Annotated in this window: 19 protein-coding genes and 1 pseudogene; 5 read left to right on the forward strand and 15 right to left on the reverse strand. The window is 63.5% G+C overall.

Translation table 11 applies throughout. The annotated features are described in order from the left end of the window. Positions 1-99 precede the first annotated feature (99 nt). Positions 100-648, forward strand: a complete 549-nt coding sequence (locus PTE30175_RS04465) for an RNA polymerase sigma factor (RefSeq protein ID WP_150696058.1) — start codon at positions 100-102, stop codon at positions 646-648. Then, positions 645-1,556: an anti-sigma factor gene (locus PTE30175_RS04470; RefSeq protein WP_150695859.1), complete on the forward strand. Its 912-nt coding sequence runs from the start codon at positions 645-647 to the stop codon at positions 1,554-1,556. The genes PTE30175_RS04465 and PTE30175_RS04470 overlap by 4 nt, the downstream gene beginning before the upstream one ends. A gap of 11 nt (positions 1,557-1,567) precedes the next feature. Here PTE30175_RS04470 and PTE30175_RS04475 read toward each other — a convergent pair whose 3' ends face one another. From PTE30175_RS04475 to PTE30175_RS04515, 9 genes and pseudogenes are all read right to left on the reverse strand, one after another. Next, positions 1,568-1,771 (reverse strand): hypothetical protein, encoded by a 204-nt coding sequence (locus PTE30175_RS04475; RefSeq protein ID WP_150695860.1) that lies wholly within the window; start codon positions 1,769-1,771, stop codon positions 1,568-1,570. A gap of 209 nt (positions 1,772-1,980) precedes the next feature. Beyond that, complete coding sequence (locus PTE30175_RS04480; protein WP_150695861.1) at positions 1,981-2,538, reverse strand: recombinase family protein; 558 nt, start codon at positions 2,536-2,538, stop codon at positions 1,981-1,983. Continuing rightward, on the reverse strand, positions 2,532-2,714 hold the full coding sequence (locus PTE30175_RS04485; RefSeq protein ID WP_224788598.1) for a hypothetical protein: 183 nt from the start codon (positions 2,712-2,714) through the stop codon (positions 2,532-2,534). The genes PTE30175_RS04480 and PTE30175_RS04485 overlap by 7 nt, the downstream gene beginning before the upstream one ends. Positions 2,715-2,744: 30 nt before the next feature. Further along, positions 2,745-3,122, reverse strand: a pseudogene (locus PTE30175_RS04490) (HepT-like ribonuclease domain-containing protein). Continuing rightward, positions 3,119-3,409: a nucleotidyltransferase family protein gene (locus PTE30175_RS04495; RefSeq protein ID WP_150695863.1), complete on the reverse strand. Its 291-nt coding sequence runs from the start codon at positions 3,407-3,409 to the stop codon at positions 3,119-3,121. The pseudogene PTE30175_RS04490 and the gene PTE30175_RS04495 overlap by 4 nt, the downstream one beginning before the upstream one ends. A 313-nt stretch (positions 3,410-3,722) precedes the next feature. Further along, on the reverse strand, positions 3,723-3,959 hold the full coding sequence (locus PTE30175_RS04500; RefSeq protein WP_150695864.1) for a hypothetical protein: 237 nt from the start codon (positions 3,957-3,959) through the stop codon (positions 3,723-3,725). A gap of 502 nt (positions 3,960-4,461) precedes the next feature. Further along, complete coding sequence (locus tag PTE30175_RS04505) at positions 4,462-4,980, reverse strand: M48 metallopeptidase family protein (protein WP_150695865.1); 519 nt, start codon at positions 4,978-4,980, stop codon at positions 4,462-4,464. A 66-nt stretch (positions 4,981-5,046) separates the two neighbouring features. Beyond that, the gene (locus PTE30175_RS04510) at positions 5,047-6,861 is read right to left on the reverse strand and encodes a chloride channel protein (RefSeq protein ID WP_150695866.1); all 1,815 of its coding nucleotides are present in this window, start codon (positions 6,859-6,861) and stop codon (positions 5,047-5,049) included. Positions 6,862-6,869: 8 nt separating this feature from the next. Beyond that, positions 6,870-7,295 (reverse strand): MarR family winged helix-turn-helix transcriptional regulator, encoded by a 426-nt coding sequence (locus tag PTE30175_RS04515; RefSeq protein WP_150695867.1) that lies wholly within the window; start codon positions 7,293-7,295, stop codon positions 6,870-6,872. 241 nt (positions 7,296-7,536) lie between these two features. Between PTE30175_RS04515 and PTE30175_RS04520 the strand changes: the two genes are divergently transcribed. The 3 genes from PTE30175_RS04520 (at position 7,537) to ahpF (ending at position 10,237) form a co-directional block, all read left to right on the forward strand. Next, on the forward strand, positions 7,537-7,806 hold the full coding sequence (locus PTE30175_RS04520; protein ID WP_150695868.1) for a hypothetical protein: 270 nt from the start codon (positions 7,537-7,539) through the stop codon (positions 7,804-7,806). A gap of 184 nt (positions 7,807-7,990) precedes the next feature. After that, on the forward strand, positions 7,991-8,554 hold the full coding sequence (gene ahpC, locus PTE30175_RS04525) for an alkyl hydroperoxide reductase subunit C (protein WP_150695869.1): 564 nt from the start codon (positions 7,991-7,993) through the stop codon (positions 8,552-8,554). A gap of 75 nt (positions 8,555-8,629) precedes the next feature. Beyond that, positions 8,630-10,237, forward strand: a complete 1,608-nt coding sequence (ahpF, locus tag PTE30175_RS04530; RefSeq protein ID WP_150695870.1) for an alkyl hydroperoxide reductase subunit F — start codon at positions 8,630-8,632, stop codon at positions 10,235-10,237. Positions 10,238-10,291: 54 nt separating this feature from the next. Here ahpF and tssE read toward each other — a convergent pair whose 3' ends face one another. The 6 genes from tssE to tssK all read right to left on the reverse strand — a co-directional run bounded on the left by tssE (position 10,292) and on the right by tssK (position 17,789). Further along, the gene (tssE, locus tag PTE30175_RS04535) at positions 10,292-10,726 is read right to left on the reverse strand and encodes a type VI secretion system baseplate subunit TssE (RefSeq protein WP_150695871.1); all 435 of its coding nucleotides are present in this window, start codon (positions 10,724-10,726) and stop codon (positions 10,292-10,294) included. Beyond that, positions 10,723-13,452 (reverse strand): type VI secretion system ATPase TssH, encoded by a 2,730-nt coding sequence (gene tssH / locus PTE30175_RS04540; protein WP_150695872.1) that lies wholly within the window; start codon positions 13,450-13,452, stop codon positions 10,723-10,725. Before tssH ends, tssE begins: the two co-directional genes overlap by 4 nt. 120 nt (positions 13,453-13,572) lie before the next feature. Beyond that, a complete protein-coding gene (locus PTE30175_RS04545) occupies positions 13,573-14,058 on the reverse strand; it encodes an Hcp family type VI secretion system effector (RefSeq protein WP_150695873.1) in 486 nt (161 codons plus the stop codon). Positions 14,059-14,071: 13 nt separating this feature from the next. Then, the gene (locus PTE30175_RS04550; RefSeq protein ID WP_150695874.1) at positions 14,072-15,772 is read right to left on the reverse strand and encodes an OmpA family protein; all 1,701 of its coding nucleotides are present in this window, start codon (positions 15,770-15,772) and stop codon (positions 14,072-14,074) included. An 11-nt stretch (positions 15,773-15,783) separates the two neighbouring features. Next, entirely contained in the window at positions 15,784-16,446 is a 663-nt protein-coding gene (locus PTE30175_RS04555) for a DotU/TssL family secretion system protein (RefSeq protein ID WP_338044401.1), read from the reverse strand. Further along, a complete protein-coding gene (gene tssK / locus PTE30175_RS04560; protein ID WP_150695875.1) occupies positions 16,443-17,789 on the reverse strand; it encodes a type VI secretion system baseplate subunit TssK in 1,347 nt (448 codons plus the stop codon). Before tssK ends, PTE30175_RS04555 begins: the two co-directional genes overlap by 4 nt. Positions 17,790-17,875: the final 86 nt, after the last annotated feature.

The raw sequence follows: 17,875 nt of genomic DNA on the forward strand, positions 1-17,875 counted from the left end.
AGTCATTGAACCCCACTGGATGACGTTTCGTGAACCCTTCCCTTGCGCCTCATGCTGCTGCGGACCGTCAAACCGGATACCCAGCGAGGAAACCCGTCGATGAGCGGCCCGGATTTACCCGACATGCTTCCCGGCATGCTGCCCAGATTGTGGGCGTTCGCATTGCGCATCTGCGGCGACCGGCACGATGCCGAGGATCTGGTGCAGCGGGCCTGCGTACGTGGGCTCGAACGTGCGCACCAGCTCCGGCCCGATACGTCGGCGTTAAGCTGGATGTTCTCCATCGTTCATTCCATTTGGGTTACGGAAATTCGCGCGCGCAGCGTGCGCAACCGTTCGAGCATGGAGTGGAACGACGCGCTCGTCGAGACGGTGGCCGATCCTGCGCAATGCACGCCGGAGGAGTATGCGATCCACAATCAGATCGTCAGCGCGGTCGAGCGGTTGCCTGAGGCGCAACGGCTTGTGATCCTGCTCGTCGCGGTGGAGGGCCTGACCTACAGCGAAGCCGCCGCAGTGCTCGACGTGCCGATCGGCACTGTCATGAGCCGGCTGTCTCGCGCACGTCAGACCATTGGCGCCATGTTCGGCGACAAGGCCTCCGCGCCCCGGAAGGCCGCAGGATTGAGGAAGGATTCCCTCTCATGAAAGTGGATGACGTCTTGCTTCTCGCCTATGTGGATGGCGAATTGCCGCCCGAGGCCCGTCAGGCGCTGGAAGCGCGGGTGGCGGCTTCGCCCGAGTTGGCCGAGACCGTCGCGCGGCTGCGTGCATCGGTGCTGCCTTATGCGCAGGCGTTCGAAGCACAGGCATTGCCGCCGCTGCCGGACAGCCTGACGAAAAACATCGAAGCGATGGTGCGTGAACATGCGTTTCGCGCGACGCCGAGTGCCAACGACATGCGTGTGACGCGCGCGGGCGCCTCCGGTGAACCGGTGCGATCGCGTTTGCGGCCGTCGCTGTGGTGGACAGCCGGCGCCTTCGCGGCTGGCGTGGCGTGCTGCGCGCTGGCATTGCAACTGATGTCGGCGCTTTCGGTGGGCCCGAACGGCGGCGGGGCAACGATCGCTTCGGCGCCGGCGAAGCCGGTGACGTGGGTTCGCGCGGCCGCCGAGTACCAGCAGCTCTACACGCGCGATACGGTTGCGCGCGTGGTCGTCGATCCCGACGCAACGGCGCAGACTGTGCAGGACATTCAGCGAAACGACGGACTTGCCGTGCGTGTGCCGGATCTGCGGCAGTCAGGGCTGAGCTTCAAGCATGTGCAGCGTCTGCGGTTTCGCGATCAGCCGCTCGTGCAGATGGTCTATTTGCCCGAACGCGGCGATCCAGTTGCCTTGTGCGTGGTGAAGGACCCCCGGCCGGATCAGGATGTGACGGAGCAGCGCATCGACAACATGGGCGTGGTGATGTGGCGGCGTGGCCAACTCGGCTATGCCCTGATCGGCGCGCCCGGCAGCGCCGACCTCGTCGCCATTGCGAAACGTCTGGCCGAGGACGGGACAGCGCCGTTGTATGGCCAGGTTGCGACGCCGGGTGCGGGGGTGGGCGCCTGACCGGTTCGATCTCAGGCGGTCTTGCGGCGCTTCCCGCTGCCCATGGCCAGCAATGCTGCGTAGACCTCCGGCGCAAAGAACTCGCTTGCCGGCTTCGCTCTCGCGAAGTCTGCGGCGGTCCATTCCCGGCTGTCTGGATCGGCGGCAATGCCGGCATTGATTTGCGCATCCTCTTCCGGTGTCGGAGAGATGTGATCGGGCTTAAGCTTCGGCATACTTTCTTTCCTCGCGTGAATTGGTTTTTCTGAAGCTGATGATGCGGACCGCGGTCTCCCGCAGGCAATACACAAGCCGAAGTTTGACGGATTCAGACGATGCGGGAAATCGGACGTGTCCGAGAAACGTGGGAAACAGATTTTTCGCGCGACAGCGTATGTTCCATTGCGTCTGTAACGGGCGTCTCAGAAAAGGAAAAAATCGTACGCTAAGCGTGGGCGGACGCCGGAACCCAGCGGTACAGCGTAGGAACGGACACTCCCAGGTTCTTGGCCACGTCCTTGGGAGGGACGCCGCTGGCTAGCAGCTTCTTCGCCGACTCGATCTTGCTGTCGGTCATCTTGGGCTTGCGACCGCCCTTGCGGCCAAGCTGGCGGGCAACCTCCAGCCCGGCACGGGTGCGCTCGACGACGAGTTCGCGCTCCATTTTGGCAAGGCTGGCCATGACGTCGAAGAAGAATCGGCCTGACGGAGTGCCGGTGTCGATGGCGTCGGCAATGCTCTTGAATTGGATGCCCCGCGCGTGCAGTTTGTCGACCAGATCGACCAGTTGCTTGACGCCATGACCCAGACGATCAAGTTTCCAGACGACAAGCGTGTCGCCGTCGCGCAACATTTCCAGCGCCTTGGCCAAGCCGGGGCGGTCTGCCCTTGTGCCACTCACTTTGTCCTCAAACACCCTTGGGCACCCGGCCTTCGTCAACGCCTCGCGCTGCAATTCAAGGCGCCGATCTTGCGTAGAGGCGCGCGCATAGCCGATCAGCATGGTTGGTCTCTCACCCGGTCGATACGTTCCTGCATCGCCTGCATGCGTTCCTCGTGGCGGTACGACTTGGTGTTGGGATCATCGGATTCCAGAAGGGCGTTCTCAATCTCGCGTGTCACTTCGTCTGGGACCTGTGCCCAAGCGTTCGCCAGAACCTCAATACTGGACGTGCTCATTTGCTCGTCCACTTGCGTAGCAGCCCGCTTTCAGGGACATCCATTGTGGTCGTCGTCATCGGCGTCACGACGCACGACCTGCAGTTCTTTCAACAGCTCCGGTAATGCTGTCTGCACCGTTTCCCACACGACTTCAAGGTTGATGTCGAAATATCCGTGGGCGATACGGTTACGCATGCCTTGCATGCTGCGTCATGGCACCTCAGGGTGCGCCTGAGTGAATCCGGCATAACCGTCCATCACCTTCGTCGCTGCCTCACCGATGATGATGAGACTCATGATGACAGCTTGTTGGGTACGCTTGTCCTCAATGAAATCGTCTTTGCCCAAACCGTCAACGAAGCTGCATGCATCCGCCGCGGCTTGCTGCATGTGCTCAAGGTAGTCAGGAAGGCGATTCCCGCTCATACCGGCTGCGCCTCCGCGAGCACCTTGGCGCGGAACTTCGGCGGGAGGTCCGCAGGGGTCAACAGATCAACGTGAACGCCGAGCAGGGACTCCAGTTCAACTTGCAGGCCGCCCAGGTCGAACAGCGTTGCGCCGGGCAATGCATCAACCAACAGATCAAGGTCACTCCCGTCCAGGTCTGTACCATGAAGCACCGAGCCGAAGATACGCGGGTTCGCCGCGCGAAAGCGGCTCGTCGCTTCACGGACGGCGCTTCGTTTGAGGTCAAGCACAAGTGAGGGTCGCATGGCCATCCATCCTTATCGAAACTCATTGAAATAGTAAGTGACTGAGAATGGTGTTTCAAGAACTATTTGTGAGAATTGCAATGCCTTGATTTCCTGCGCGCATCGACAGCGCGGACGGGCGTTGTGATCGACGTATTGCCGAATGGAAGTGGCGGGATGATTGCAGGTAAGCGCCTTGACGAAGGATATGACCTTGCGCTTTCGACGCGTTTTGAGAACATCAAGCGAAGCCGCGGTCTTCGCAGGTGATGCTTCAGGTGCCCGATCATGGAATCAAGGGTCGCGACCGATTCCTGCGGGCAGATGACGCTGATCAGGCAGCTGCGCGTAAAGTCATGCCGAGATCGTTGGCCACCAAATGAACTTCCATGGCGAGATCTTCCATTTGAAGGAAGTAGGCGCCAAGAAACGGTTCATCAAGTGAATCGATGCCTCCCTGCGTCGCAGCCGATGAGAGTGCTGCAAGACGGGTCGCCAAATCGTCGATTCGGGCGACGGCATCGCGAAGATCGGTAACAGAGAAGGAAGGCGTGTTGGGTTGCTCGGACATACGGTGTACCTCATGCAGATGCGTGGTTTTCCCGTACGCCTGCTGCCGCTACGGCAGGGGCGGGCGGGCACTCAGCGAGGTTGACGAACCGAAAAGCACAACGCAAGCAAACGGCACTCCATTAGGAGTCCTCGAAGACGCCCGCCCATTGAAGATGGCACATTGCGAATAACTTGTCGCATCCGCATCGAACGACGTCGTGCATTTGCGGGTCGTCAAACCCGGTCACGTTTGTTGACGTGACGAACCCAGTGTAGCGAGGCAAAGGCGATCGAACAATGCGAAAGCGGTTGAATATACGCGGATTTATCGATTTTCGGAATGCTCCGACGTTGCGTCGGGACAAAGCTCAAAAAATCCTTAGGGAGAATCTGATGACGCCTCCGTTTGGCGTGCAGATGTCGAACGTAGCCGCCGAATCCCTCACCGACAGTAGCGATAAGTTGGCAGCCAACCGCACGCGGTTGAACGGCCTATGGCGTCCGCATCGACGACTATTGACCTAGCGAATGCCGGAGGGGGAGGGTCTGGGCGCAAGATCGCGATACGTAAGAAACAGTCGCGTGTCGAATTCGACCTGGCCGTATTCGGGCATCATCGTCTCGCACAGGCGGTAGAACGCCTTGTTGTGCTCGCGTTCGCGGAAATGCGCGAGTTCGTGCACGACGATCATCTTCAGGAATTCGGGCGCGCCCTCCTTGAAGAGCGACGCAATGCGAATTTCCTTCTTGGCCTTCAGCTTGCCGCCCTGCACGCGAGAAATGCTCGTGTGCAGGCCGAGCGCCTGATGCAGCACGTCGAGCTTGCCGTCGTACACCGCCTTGTCCAGCGACGGGCCAGTGCGCAGGAACTCGCGCTTCAATTCCGTGCAGAAATCATAGAGCGCACGGTCCGTCTGGACCGTGTGACGTTCCGGATAGCGCTTCGTGAGATACGCGCCAAGTTGATCGTCCGCAATCATGCGGCGCACCTGATCCTGCAATGCCGCAGGATAGGCGCTCAAGTATTTCAGGGAAGACATGCCGCTATTATGCCGCACGATGCAAAAACGCCGCGCCAGTCGGCGAAACGCCAGCCGGCGAGGGCGTCAGCCGCGATTGCGGCGCGCGTGCAGCATGCGCTCGCGCACATGCTCTTCGTCGATCCAGGCGTGGGCCGGCTTGACGAGATCGCTGCGCGAAATGATGCCGACAAGCCGCGCGGAGTCGGCATCGGCGACAACCGGCAGACGTTCCAGCGAGTGTGCCGCCAGGCGCGCGGAAATCACGCGACATGTTTCGTCCGGCAAGGCGACGAGCGGTCGATTAACGCCGTACAACTCGCGCAACGTCGACGTGCCTTGCGCCTGCCCAATGGCCAGCGCCGTACGGTCGACCATGCCGAGGACACGTCCGTCCGCTTCGACGACCGGAAATGCGCGATACCGCTGTTGTGCACCGAACGCACTCGTCAATGCCGCCGCGATCGTCATGCTGGCGGGAAGGCTTTCCGGCGTTCGGGTCATCAGTTCACCCACGTGCAGCCGTTCGAGGGGGTCCACGCCATATTCCCGATAAATATGGCGTCCACGCCGCGCGATCTTCTCCGTCATGATCGAACGCGGCATGACCCAGATCGTGACGCCGTACGACACGCCGCATGCGAGCAACAAGGGCAGCAGGGCGTTGACGTCGTGCGTGAGGCCGAGGGCGAAGACGATGGCCGTGAGCGGCGTGCCGAGCACGCCCGCGAGCGTGGCGGCCATGCACACCAGCGCCCACATGGACACATCGCCGCCCGGCAGCACCGGCGCGAGCAGAGTGCCCAGTCCCGCGCCGATCATCAGCAGCGGCGCCAGCACGCCGCCCGATGTGCACGAACCTAGCGCAATCGCCCAGATCACCGCCTTGACGGCGAGCAGCGCTAATGCGGCGTGCATCGTGAAATGACCGTGAAGCAGATCGCCGATGACGTCATACCCTACGCCGAGCGCGCGCGGCTGCAGATAGCCGCCGACGCCGACGGCCAGTCCGCCGATTGCCGGCCACCACATCCAATGCACCGGCAGTTTGTGGAAGGCATCCTCGATGGCATACAGCGCCCGCGACATGATGGCCGACAGACCTCCCGCGCAAACGCCGGCCGCGACGCACGACAGCAACGCGATCGGCTGCGCAGGCGCGGTCACCAGCGGAAACAGCGGCCCTGCATCGAGCAGCAAGGGCCGTGCGAACCCTGCCACCGCGCAGGCCACGATGACCGGCAGGAGGCTGCGCGGACGCCATTCAAACAGGAGCAGCTCGACCGCCAGCAACACGGCGGCCACAGGCGTGCCAAACACTGCGGTCATGCCGGCCGTTGCGCCCGCGACAAGCAGGGTCTTGCGTTCGGCCGCGCTCAGGTGAAAGTATTGCGCGATGAGCGAGCCGAGCGCGCCCCCCGTCATGATGATGGGCCCTTCGGCGCCGAACGGGCCGCCGCTGCCGATCACGATGCCCGACGACAGCGGCTTGAGTATGGCAACGCGTGGCGACATCCGGCTCTTGCCGAACAGGATGGCTTCGATCGCTTCGGGAATGCCGTGGCCGCGGATCTTGTCCGTGCCGAAGCGCGCCATCAGGCCGACGATCAGGCCGCCAAGCGCGGGCAGGGCAATCACCACCGCGCCGAGCGTGTGCGTGGCGGGCGAGTGTGCCGCAAACGAAAACGTCTGGAAGAAGAACAGATTTGTGAACCCCTGGATCAGGTTCAGCAGCGCCCAGGCGGCAGGCACGCCGCAAAGGCCGATCACCGCAGCAAGCGCCAGAATGCGCGGCAACCCCGGATCGCGCGCGAAATCGCGGGCGTGCGGCGGGGCGCGGTGATGGGCGGAGGAATGTGTGGCGCCGTGCGCTGACGCCTGCGAAGAAGCTGCGGTGGACATGAGTCGACTCAGAGATGAATGCCGGGAATACGGAAGATGTCGCCGAACGTGGTCAGTTCGTTACGATGTTGGGCGGCCAGGCGCGACAGGCACGCTTCGCCGGCGGGCAGCAGATGGATTTCGACAAGCCGCCGGTCGTCCGCATTCGGACGGCGCGCGATCAGGCCGGCCTTTTCGCAACGCGACACGAGCGCGACGACACTGTGATGCTGCGTCTGCAACCGTTCGGCAAGCTCGACAATCGATGCCCAGTGCCGGCCGGGGAAACCCTTTACGTGCAACAGCAGCAAATACTGTTGTGGCGTGATGCCGCCTTCGCGGGCGGCCGATTCGCTGAAGTGCAGGAAGCGGCGCAGACGGTAACGGAATTCGGAAAGCGATTCGAAGTCGCTTTTGGAAAGCGCCTCGGGCGCAACAAGCGGTGTTTGGGGCATGGATGAGCAGCGCGGAAAGGAAACCTTCGATGGCGCCAAATATATCACAATACGATATATTTTTCGGGGCGAAATTTTTGCTGCCTCGACAAGGGGCGCAGTCGCGTCCAGAATGGCGGAAACGTGCAATCCGGCAGTGCCTGGAAACAAACAAGCCCGCCGAGGAACGGCAGGGGCGGTCCCTTGTGCGGGATTCGTCCGTCCGAGCCCGAGCGGTGCACGCTCTCGACAGGGAGGAGACATGGGTTCATCGGCCCGGCGCCATTTGCGCGCAGGTACTCTCATGTTGTTGACGGTGGCGCTAGGCTCCACCGTCGCCGCGTATCACTACGCCACCGGCCTTACGGTCGGCGGCGGCGTGTTCGAACGGATCGGCATTCCGCGCGCCCGCGCCGACACCGGTCCGCCGTCGTCCGCCACGCGTTTGCGTGCCGGCGCTGTTCCCGGCTGCGCGAGCGCGACTTGCGCCGCGTCGCCAACCACGAGCGCGGCGGAGCCATCTCCGCGCTGATCCTTCGTCTTGCGGCGCCTCGCTCAGAACGTATGACGCACGCCGATGGCCGTCGCGAGGCCCGATCGTCATGACGCAGGCGCCATAGCCTGCGTCAATTGCATAGATTTTAATAATCAATTTTATTGCATCGATAGCATTAGGCATACTGATCTCACTTTCCACCCGTTAGAGAGATACTGAAATGCCGATCATCAACACCCAGATCAAGCCGTTCAAAGCCACCGCCTACCATAACGGCGACTTCGTCACCGTGACCGACGAGACCCTGATGGGCAAATGGTCGGTCGTGGTGTTCTACCCCGCCGACTTCACCTTCGTGTGCCCGACCGAGCTTGGCGATCTGGCGGATCATTACGCCGAATTCAAGAAACTCGGCGTGGAAATCTATAGCGTTTCGACCGATACGCACTTCACGCACAAGGCTTGGCACGACACGTCGGACACGATCGGCAAGATTGAATACCCGATGATCGGCGACCCGACCCAGGCGATCTCGCGCGGCTTCGACGTGCTGATCGAAGAAGAAGGCATGGCGTTGCGCGGCACCTTCGTGATCAATCCGGAAGGCCAAATCAAGCTGTGCGAAATCCACGACAACGGCATCGGCCGTGACGCCGGCGAACTGCTGCGCAAGGTGCAGGCCGCGCAATATGTGGCCGCGCACCCGGGCGAAGTGTGCCCTGCCAAGTGGACGCCGGGCGCCGAGACGCTGACCCCGTCGCTCGACCTCGTCGGCAAGATCTAAGCCGGACACCCCATCACCCTCGAAGCAGGCGCCGCGCAAGCGGCGTCCGACACACATTAAGGACACCAAATTGCCATGTTGGACGCCAATCTCAAAGCCCAGTTGAAAGCCTATTTGGAAAAAGTCACGCGCCCGATCGAGATCGCCGCCTGGCTCGATAGCGGCGCCAAGTCGCAGGAACTGAAGGCGCTGATAGACGACATCGCCGCACTCTCGCCGCGGATCCGCGTGGTCGAACGCGCGGATGCGGACGCGCGCAAGCCGTCGTTCTCCATCGGTGCGCCCGGCGAAGACCCGCGTATTTACTTTGCTGGCCTGCCGATGGGCCACGAGTTCACGTCGCTCGTACTGGCATTGCTGCAAGTCGGCGGCCACCCGGTCAAGCTCGACGAACCGACCATCGAGCAAATCCGCAATCTCGATGGCGACTACCGCTTCGAGACTTATATTTCGCTGTCATGCCAGAACTGCCCCGAGGTCGTGCAGGCGCTGAACGTGATGGCACTGATCAACCCGCGCATTCGCCAGGTGACGATCGATGGTGCGCTCTTCCAGAACGAAGTCGAAGCGCGTCAGGTGATGGCCGTGCCGACCGTGTTCATGAACGGCGCGTCGTTCACGCAAGGCCGCAGCAGCGTCAAGGAAATCCTGGCCAAGCTCGATAGCGGCGCGCAGGCACGTGCCGCCAAGGCACTGGCCGACAAGCCCGTGTACGACATGCTGATCGTGGGCGGCGGCCCCGCAGGCGCAGCGGCGTCGATCTATGCCGCGCGCAAGGGCATCGTGACGGGCGTCGTCGCCGAACGTTTCGGCGGCCAGGTGCTCGACACGATGGCGATCGAGAACTTCGTGTCGGTCACGCACACCGAAGGGCCGAAATTCGCTACCGCGCTCGAACAGCATGTGAAGACCTACGACGTCGACGTGATCGACGCGCAGCGCGCCGACGCGCTGGTTCCAGCCACGACGGCGGGCGCGGTTCACGAGGTGCATCTTGCGAGCGGAGCCGTGCTGAAGGCGCGCACCGTGGTGCTGGCAACCGGCGCGCGCTGGCGCGAAATCGGCGTGCCGGGCGAGCGCGATTACCGCAACCGCGGCGTCGCCTACTGCCCGCATTGCGATGGCCCGCTGTTCAAGGGCAAGCGTGTCGCGGTCGTCGGCGGCGGCAATTCGGGTGTGGAAGCGGCCATCGATCTGGCCGGCATCGTGCGCGAAGTCACGCTGATCGAGTATGGCCCGCAACTGCGTGCGGACGAGGTGCTGCAGCGCAAACTGCGAAGCCTGCCCAACGTTCGTGTCATCATGAACGCCCAGACGACCGAAATCACTGGCGACGGCCGAAAGGTCGATGGGCTGGTCTATCGCGACCGCGAAAGCGGCGAGACAGTCAACGTGCCGCTCGAAGGCGTGTTCGTGCAGATCGGTCTGGTGCCCAACACGGAGTGGTTGCGGGGTACGGTCGAATTGTCGCGTCACGGCGAGATCGTCGTCGACGCGAAGGGGGCGACGTCGGTGCCGGGGATTTTCGCTGCGGGCGATGTGACCACGGTGCCGTTCAAGCAGATTGTCATCGCAGTCGGTGAGGGGGCGAAGGCGTCGCTGGGCGCATTCGATTACCTGATCCGCAGCAGCGTCGACACTATGGTGCCCGAGCGCGCCATGCCCGTCGCCATGGCGGCATGATCCTCGCTGCCACCGCAGACTGCGCCGTCGGGGGCCGTCTGCGGCAACATGCCGTCAGTCGCGATCGTGGTCGGCCTTCAGCATCTTCAGCCGCGTCTGTCCATCGGGTGTGAAGTGTGTGCCGAACCGCACCAGCCCGGCCTGGTGCAGATGACAACTCATCGTGAAGCTCAGCAACATGCCTGGCTCGGTGTCTTCGATATCGATGCCGATCGACATCAGGCGCGGTTCGTATTTGAGCAGCGTGGTTTCAATCGCGTGCCGGAGCTTGTGCGCCGACGACGGCAGGTGGCGATAGATTTCCGACAGGTCGTCAAGGCCGTAATCGGGCAAGTGCGCCAGGCCGTTGCGGCGGCTGTTCAGGATCCGCTGGATATTGTCCTGCACCGAAAGGAAGGTCTGCGTCGCTGGGTCGAAATCGTCGACGGCAGCGCCGTTCGCGAAATGTCCCGTTACCGCTTCGAAGAGTCCCGGCCCGCCACGTGTCATGCCATCGCCCCCGTAGACGCGCCGAAGTCGACCACAATGCCTTCTTCCTCGGAAAACGTCAGGCGGATACCCTTCGGTGCCTCTGCGCCGGACGCTTTTCCGGACGGGCGCTGTTGCACGACTTGCAGCAACTCGCGCGATAGCACCGGCAAGATCTGCTGATCGAGCAGCGTGTCGATGTTGCGTGCGCCGGAATCGGGGAGTTGGCAAGCACGAACGAGTTCGGCCACCAGCGCGCCGTCGCATATGAGCGGCAAGCCGAATCGCCTGTCGATGCGCTGCGCGACCTTATCGACCTTCATTCGCACAATGGACGCCAGTGCCTCGGCCGACAGTTGGCGGTAGACGACCGTCTGGAACCGTGCGAGCAAGGCCGGCTGGAAATGCTCGACCAGTTGCGGGCGTATCGCTTCCATCAGCATGCTCGTGGTGACTTCTCCGCCGGCTTCAGTGACCGCTTCGGTCGCGGCCATGATTTGCTCGCTGCCGAGATTCGACGTCATCACGATCACGGCGTTGCGGAAGTCGATCACGCGGCCCTCGCCATCGCGCATGAATCCGCGGTCGAAGACCTGGTAGAACAGATTCAGCACGTCGCGGTGCGCCTTTTCGACCTCGTCGAGCAAAATCACGCTGTAGGGACGCTGCCGCACGGCCTCGGTGAGCACGCCGCCCTGTCCGTAGCCGACATAGCCCGGCGGCGATCCCTTCAACTGGGAAACGGTATGCGCCTCCTGATATTCGGAAAGATTGATCGTAATCAGCGCGCGTTCACCGCCGAACATCAGGTCGGCAAGCGTGCGCGCGGTCTCCGTCTTGCCAACGCCTGAGGGGCCGGCCAGCAGGAACACGCCCAGGGGGGCCTCTTCGGATGTCAGCCCGGCCTTTGCGGCGCGAAGACTTTTCCCGAGTGCCGCGAGCGCGTCGTCCTGACCGACCACGACGCGCCCGAGACGCGTCTCCAGATCGAGCAATGTGGCGAGTTCGTCCTCGAGCAGGCTGCCGACCGGCACGCCTGTCCAGTCGGCGATGACGCGGGCGATTGCCGCTTCGTCCACCTCCGCGTGAAGCAGTGCATTCGGGCCGTGTTTTTCCATCTTCGTGTGAGCGGCGCGGATCGACGCCTGCAACGCTTCGCGAATCGCTTCGTCCGTCGCCGCGCGCCATTCTTCGCGCAGTGCAACGAGCGCCGTGGCCGCCTTCTTCTGCTCGGCAAACGCCCGGTCAAGCGCTTCGCACTCGCGGGTCAACGCGGCAAGACGTACGTCAATGGCTGTCAGCCGGTCCGCGGCATCGGTGGATGTGAGGCCCTGATCCTCGGCCAGCGCCGCACGTTCCATGTCGAGTGCCGAACGCTCGGCGTGGCAGGCGGAAATGGCGATGGGCGTCGCTTCGGTGCTCATGCGCACGCGGGCCGCTGCGGTGTCGAGCAGATCCACGGCTTTATCCGGCAACTGGCGCCCGGTCAGGTAACGGCGCGACAGACGCACTGCAGCGGCGATGGCCGCATCCGTGATGTGCACGCCGTGGTGCTCGGCGTAGCGGTCCTTCAGGCCGCGCAACATGAGGCAGGCACCGTCGTCGTCGGGCTCATCCACCTTGACCATCTGGAAGCGGCGTTCGAGCGCCGCATCGCGCTCGAAGTACTGCTTGTATTCGGACCATGTGGTGGCGGCAATGGTGCGCAGCTCGCCACGCGCGAGCGCCGGTTTCAACAAGTTCGCGGCATCGGCGCCACCCGCGGTATTGCCCGCGCCGATCAGCGTATGCGCCTCGTCGATGAACAGCAGGATCGGCGTGGGCGACTGCTGGACCGCTTCGATAACGTTCTTCAGGCGTTGCTCGAATTCGCCTTTGACGCCCGCGCCCGCCTGCAGCAAGCCGAGATCGAGCGTCAAGACGCTGACGTCGCGAATCGCCGCCGGCACGTCGCCTTCGGCAATCTTCAGCGCCAGGCCTTCGACCAGCGCTGTCTTGCCGACACCCGGCTCGCCGACCAGGATGGGATTGTTCTTGCGGCGGCGCGCGAGAATGTCGACCATCTGCCGGATCTCGACGTCCCGCCCGAACACCGGATCGATTTTTCCGCTGCGTGCCTTCTGTGTGATGTCGATGGTGAAGCGCCGTAGCGCCTCGGGTTCAGGCGGGCGAACTGTCGTCGCGCCTGCCGCTCCCGCGCCGGCCTCCCGCCCGGACGCATGTTCGGACTGCCCGTTTTGAGCCCACGTCGTCGTGTCGCTGGCTGTGGCCGGGGCCTCGATCGAGATCCGGTCAAGCTGGGGCATCAGTCGCTCGATCTGTGTTCCTGAGACCGACAGCAGCGCCCACGCGTCGGGCGCGCGCAATAGCGCAGGCTTGTCGGCAAGTGCGGCCAGCAGGTGGGCAGAGCGGATCGATGGTTGTCCATCCTCGAGGGAGGCGCGCATCCATGCCGCTTCGAGCAGTTGCCCGAGCCGATCGGACAAGCCGGGCTTGCCGCGCAGTTCGTGCGGCAGGCGGTCGATGGCGTGGAGCAGGCCATGCCATATGCCGTCGACGTGAAGATCATAGTGGCGCACGATCGCAACCAGATCGCCGTTGCCCAGTTCAAGAAGCTTGATCAGCCAGTGCTCAATTTCGATGTTCCGGTGCGCACGCGTTTCGCACAGACTCGCCGCCTCGGCGAGGGCGCGCGTGCAGTGATCGTTGAGGCGGCGCAGGAACGGGGAAAGGTCGCGAGAGGTCATCGTAAAAGATCAAAAAGACGCCAGTCCGCGCGGCGGACTGGCGCAAAACAGGACTGACACGGCATCAACGGGGGAAGCCGGCGCGGCCGTTGTCAGTCCCTGGAGCACTCAACCGTGGTATTACGAGCGTTCGTTCCAGCTGTCGGCGTGGATGATGTTGCCGTCCTTGTACGACCAGGTAATCTTCTCGTAACGCAGCTCGACGTCTTCCAGATGGTTATGCTTCTCGTATGCCGGGTTCTTGATGTCGAGCATCTTCGGGTTGACCGCAACGACCTTGACGTTTTCGAGCTTCGTGTTGAAGTACTCCTTTTCCTTGCCCGCGTCGTCGATCTTGTACCACTTGAACTCGATCGACTTGAGCGTTTGGCCGCTGGTGACTGCCTTGTACAGATACGGCGTCGAGGCATCGGTCTCCTTCGTGAAGGCGATGGGCTTGTGCTCGCGCGTGCCGGTCAGCTTGCCGGTGTTCGCATCGGTCGGGATCTTCACCGAATGATCGAATGCGATCACTTCCACGCTGCCTTCGCGGTCCTTGACCGTCACCGAGCCCTTGATGTCGGCGCCGCCATCGTCCTTGATCCACATGTATGCGGGAATTGCCATTGTGATTCTCCTTCTATGAACAGGCCGGATGGCCTTGGGGGGGTAATGGACTGCCGCGGTCATCGCGGCAATCCGGGACGAGCGTGATCTCGACGCGGCGGTTCGCTGCGCGTCCAGCTGCGGTGTCGTTCGAGGCCTTGGGCCGGGTGTCGCCGTAGCCCTGGATCGCGAAGTGCGACGATGGGATGCCCGACGCATCCGCGAGCCAGTCGCGCACGGACGCCGCGCGGGCTTCGGAGAGTTTCAAATTGCTGCCGGGATTGCCCACGGCATCGGTGTGGCCTGCGACGAGGACGCGCCTGTCGGCGTTTGCCTTGATCATCTCGAGCGCATTGACCAGCACGCGGTTCGATCCCGGCTCAAGCGCGGCGCTGCCGCTCCGGAACAGGGAGAGGCTGTCCAGTTCGATCGTCGAAGGCGGTGGCGCCGGGGGCTGATAGCCGGCAATGAGGTCGCGCACGGGCGGCAGCAGCGTTGCGCCACGGTAGAAGCCTAGCCCAAGGCGTGGCGGCACGCCGGTGCTGGCGTAGCGTTCGAGTTCATCGCGATCGCGCTTGAGCGCTGTCAATGCGTCGGCACGTGCAGCGTGCTGGGCCGGTTCTAACGCGTTGTACTGTGCCATGTGGCCCGTGACACGTTGGACCAACGCGCGATTCTGCCAGGCCGACGCGGCGGCCGCCGCGCAGAAGCCCAGCGCAAGCCAGACGAATGCATGCGCCAGCGCTAGCGATGCCAAGGACCGCACAGGTTGCCGCGGAATTCCCCGGATCAAGGCCTCCGGCAACGGATAGCGGATACGGGGGCCGCCCGTCGAGGGAAACGTCAAACCGGCGGCATCGGCAACGAACTGTCCGTACGGCGACGCCGGAGCGGGGCGTCCCTGCACCCCCGTTACGCCAAACGATGTGATACGCAATGGATGACCGGCCCGCTGCGTATCGACGAGCGCCGGCAGCACTGCGCGGCAAGCCCAACGCGTCAGCGCGTCGAGCCGCGCAGAACGATATGCGGCAGGTTCCCTGTGCTCGGCGATCGTCATGCGGGTGTACTGATCGGCACGCGACGCAACCAGCGCCGGCAACGTGTCGATTCGCAGCGGCTCGCTCCCGGAAACGCCGAACCACGGACATTCGTCAGGCGCGGGACGCGCTTCTTCCGCGTACACGGCGACGCACACGGGCAACGGATAACCGACCGCGCGGCTGGCCTCGCCGATCGCGCTGCGCCAGCGCTTCAGGCTCGCCCCGAGCACGGCATCGCTGTCGGCCTTGTCCGCGGCGATCAGGTGAGCGACGGCATCCGGTCCCTGTCCGCCGCGCCAGCGCTGCAGGGCGTCTGCAAGGTGCATGAGATCGGCAGGCGCCCCGGCGCGCACCCAGATGGCCGTGTCCGTAATGCGGATTCGATCGACGCCGAACACGTGATCGAGTGCACGGTTCGCATCACTGACGGCAAGCACCAGCGGGGTATTGCGCTTGAGGTTGCCGGGCAACGACAGGAGTGCCGTGTCGATTGCGATCAGCAGGTGCGCGGTGGCTGCACGCCGCGCGCGTACGCGCCGCGTTGCAATGACGAAGGACAACAGCGCAAGGAATCCCGTCAGCATCGCCAGCACGGCGTTCCATCCTGCTGACCAGGGCGAGCAAAATGCCAGCCAGATCAGGGTGAGCGATGCGATCCAGGTGATCAGGGTTCGGTAAGGGTAGCCGGCCAAGCGTCGCTCCCTCAACTTGCCATTCGCGCGATAGCGGCTGTGAGCCACTGATCGAGCGTGAGGTACGCGACGGCCGATGTGACGCAGGCGGCCAGCACCCAGGCAAGCGGCGACAGCTTGCCAAGCCGCCCGCGTGCGGCGCCGGACCTGACGATCACCGGCCCCGACGTATCGCGCTCGGATGCAAGGCGTTCATCGAGGGCTGCCATGAGCGCGACGCGGGCATTGCTGCCGTCCAGTGCGAATTGGCCTTCGAACCCCAAGTCCAGCACGGCGGCGAAGATCGCGAGCAGCGGCAGTACCGGCTGTGGCTGGGCGAGACGGCGTTTGATGCGCGTAATCAGTTCTTCGCCGGCATCATGACTCTTGAACTCGGTCACTTGCAGGGGCTGATGTTCCCATGCGTCGCGGTCGCTGCCCTTCAAGAAGCGCAGTGCTGCCTCGTCCAGTAGCGCACACTGGGCGTATGTAGCGTCCTCGACGATATCGGGCGGGTGGCCCGCCGATTCGAGTTCGGTCCGCAGGCGGTCGATCTGAGCCTTGCATTTCTCGCGGAACGTATCGAAGTGGGCCGGCGTGGCGTCATGGGCCAGACCCATGACCGTGAGCGCCGTGTCGCGTAATGCGACCGGCACAAGCGAAGTATCGCGGGGGGTGGAAACGGAAGGCATCATGTCGGCAACACAGCGTAGAGTTCAAGCGACACGTCCGGGATCGACGACGGAACGTAGAACTGGCATGCACGGGCGGCGATCATCCGTTTGAAAGCGGGGTGGGCGCCATCGAGTGCGAAGTACTGGTTCTCGATACGGATCGGAATCGCCGCCGGCAGGCGCGACATCGTGCGCAACGGAATGCCGGGCAGCGCCGAGTTGACGATATGCTCCACCTCGTCCGGCGCGCCGGCCTTGCACAGGCGCGGCAGCTGTTCGAGCAGCGCGTGAGCGGGCAGGCCTGACTGGACTGACAGGTAATAGTCGGCGCCGTCGGCGAGCCGTTCGTCCTTGATCGCGCCGACCCAGACGGTCCCGCGCGGACGTTCGAGCGCAATGGGCACGACGCGTGACGGAATGACGGCATCGAGCAGCACGCGGATCACGGATTCCAGTTCCGCGAACATGGGTTCGGGGGCCTGGTGGTCATACGGCGGGATCGACTGCAGCGTGTCGCTTGTCGAAAACGTCAGCAGCGCGCCGGCCAGCCGGGCGAGCACGCTGTACAGGCGCTCCGGGTGCTGGTCGGGGGCCTGGCACAGCCGCGCCAGATCCGGCCACGTGCTGTTGACGCTGTGCAGCAGCCAGAACAGCGAAACATCGGCGACGGCGTAGTCCGCGATCTGGTCGGCGCGCTCGCGCCGGCGCACGGCGAGGCTGCCGCTTTTCGCACTCAGTATCCCGGCCATTCGGTGTGTGCGTTCCATCAGGCGCTCGTTGGCCGACAGGAAGAGGCACGGCGGCACGAACGCCGGATCGAGTTCGAACCGGCCCTGCGCATTGCGCACGAAGCGGCCGACCGGGCAGGTAACATAGGCGTCGGGGGCTTCGAAGTCGAACAGCAGCACCAGTGCATGCCGTTCGACGCTGATTTCCTCCTTGCCCTCGCCATTCAGGTCCGCGACTTGAAGGTATTCACGAAAGAACCGGCGCGGCCGGGGGGGCTTCTGGTCGGCTTCGACGCAATTGCTGCCCTGTGCGTCGGCGAGCGCCAGGCCGACCCGTGCAACCACCGCGTCGATATTCGCGGGGACATCGCTCAGATCGCGCGCGGCGGGCAGGCAATCGGCCGTTTCGGTGTCGATGAACGTGCCGTCGGGCAGCCGCACGTCGAGCGTCTGCAGTTGCAAACGGTGGATCGACAGCGCCTGCGTGTCGAAGGCAACCCGGCGTACACCCCACGGGTCGGGGCCGGCCATGCGCGCAACACGCTCATCGGCGAAGCGGTCCCATAGTGCCTGCTGCTGGAAATGCTGGGGCGTCATGAAAATCCCTTGAGCCCACAGCGGTCTTGTAATCTTCATCTTGTTTTGTGGATGCGCAACGATGCACGATGCGTTGCCGCCCCCGCCTGGCAGGCGAGCCGCGCGCTGCCAAGACGGGCAGCCCG

It is taken from the genome of Pandoraea terrae, assembly GCF_902459695.1.
In the GTDB taxonomy this organism is placed as follows: Bacteria; Pseudomonadota; Gammaproteobacteria; order Burkholderiales; family Burkholderiaceae; genus Pandoraea; species Pandoraea terrae.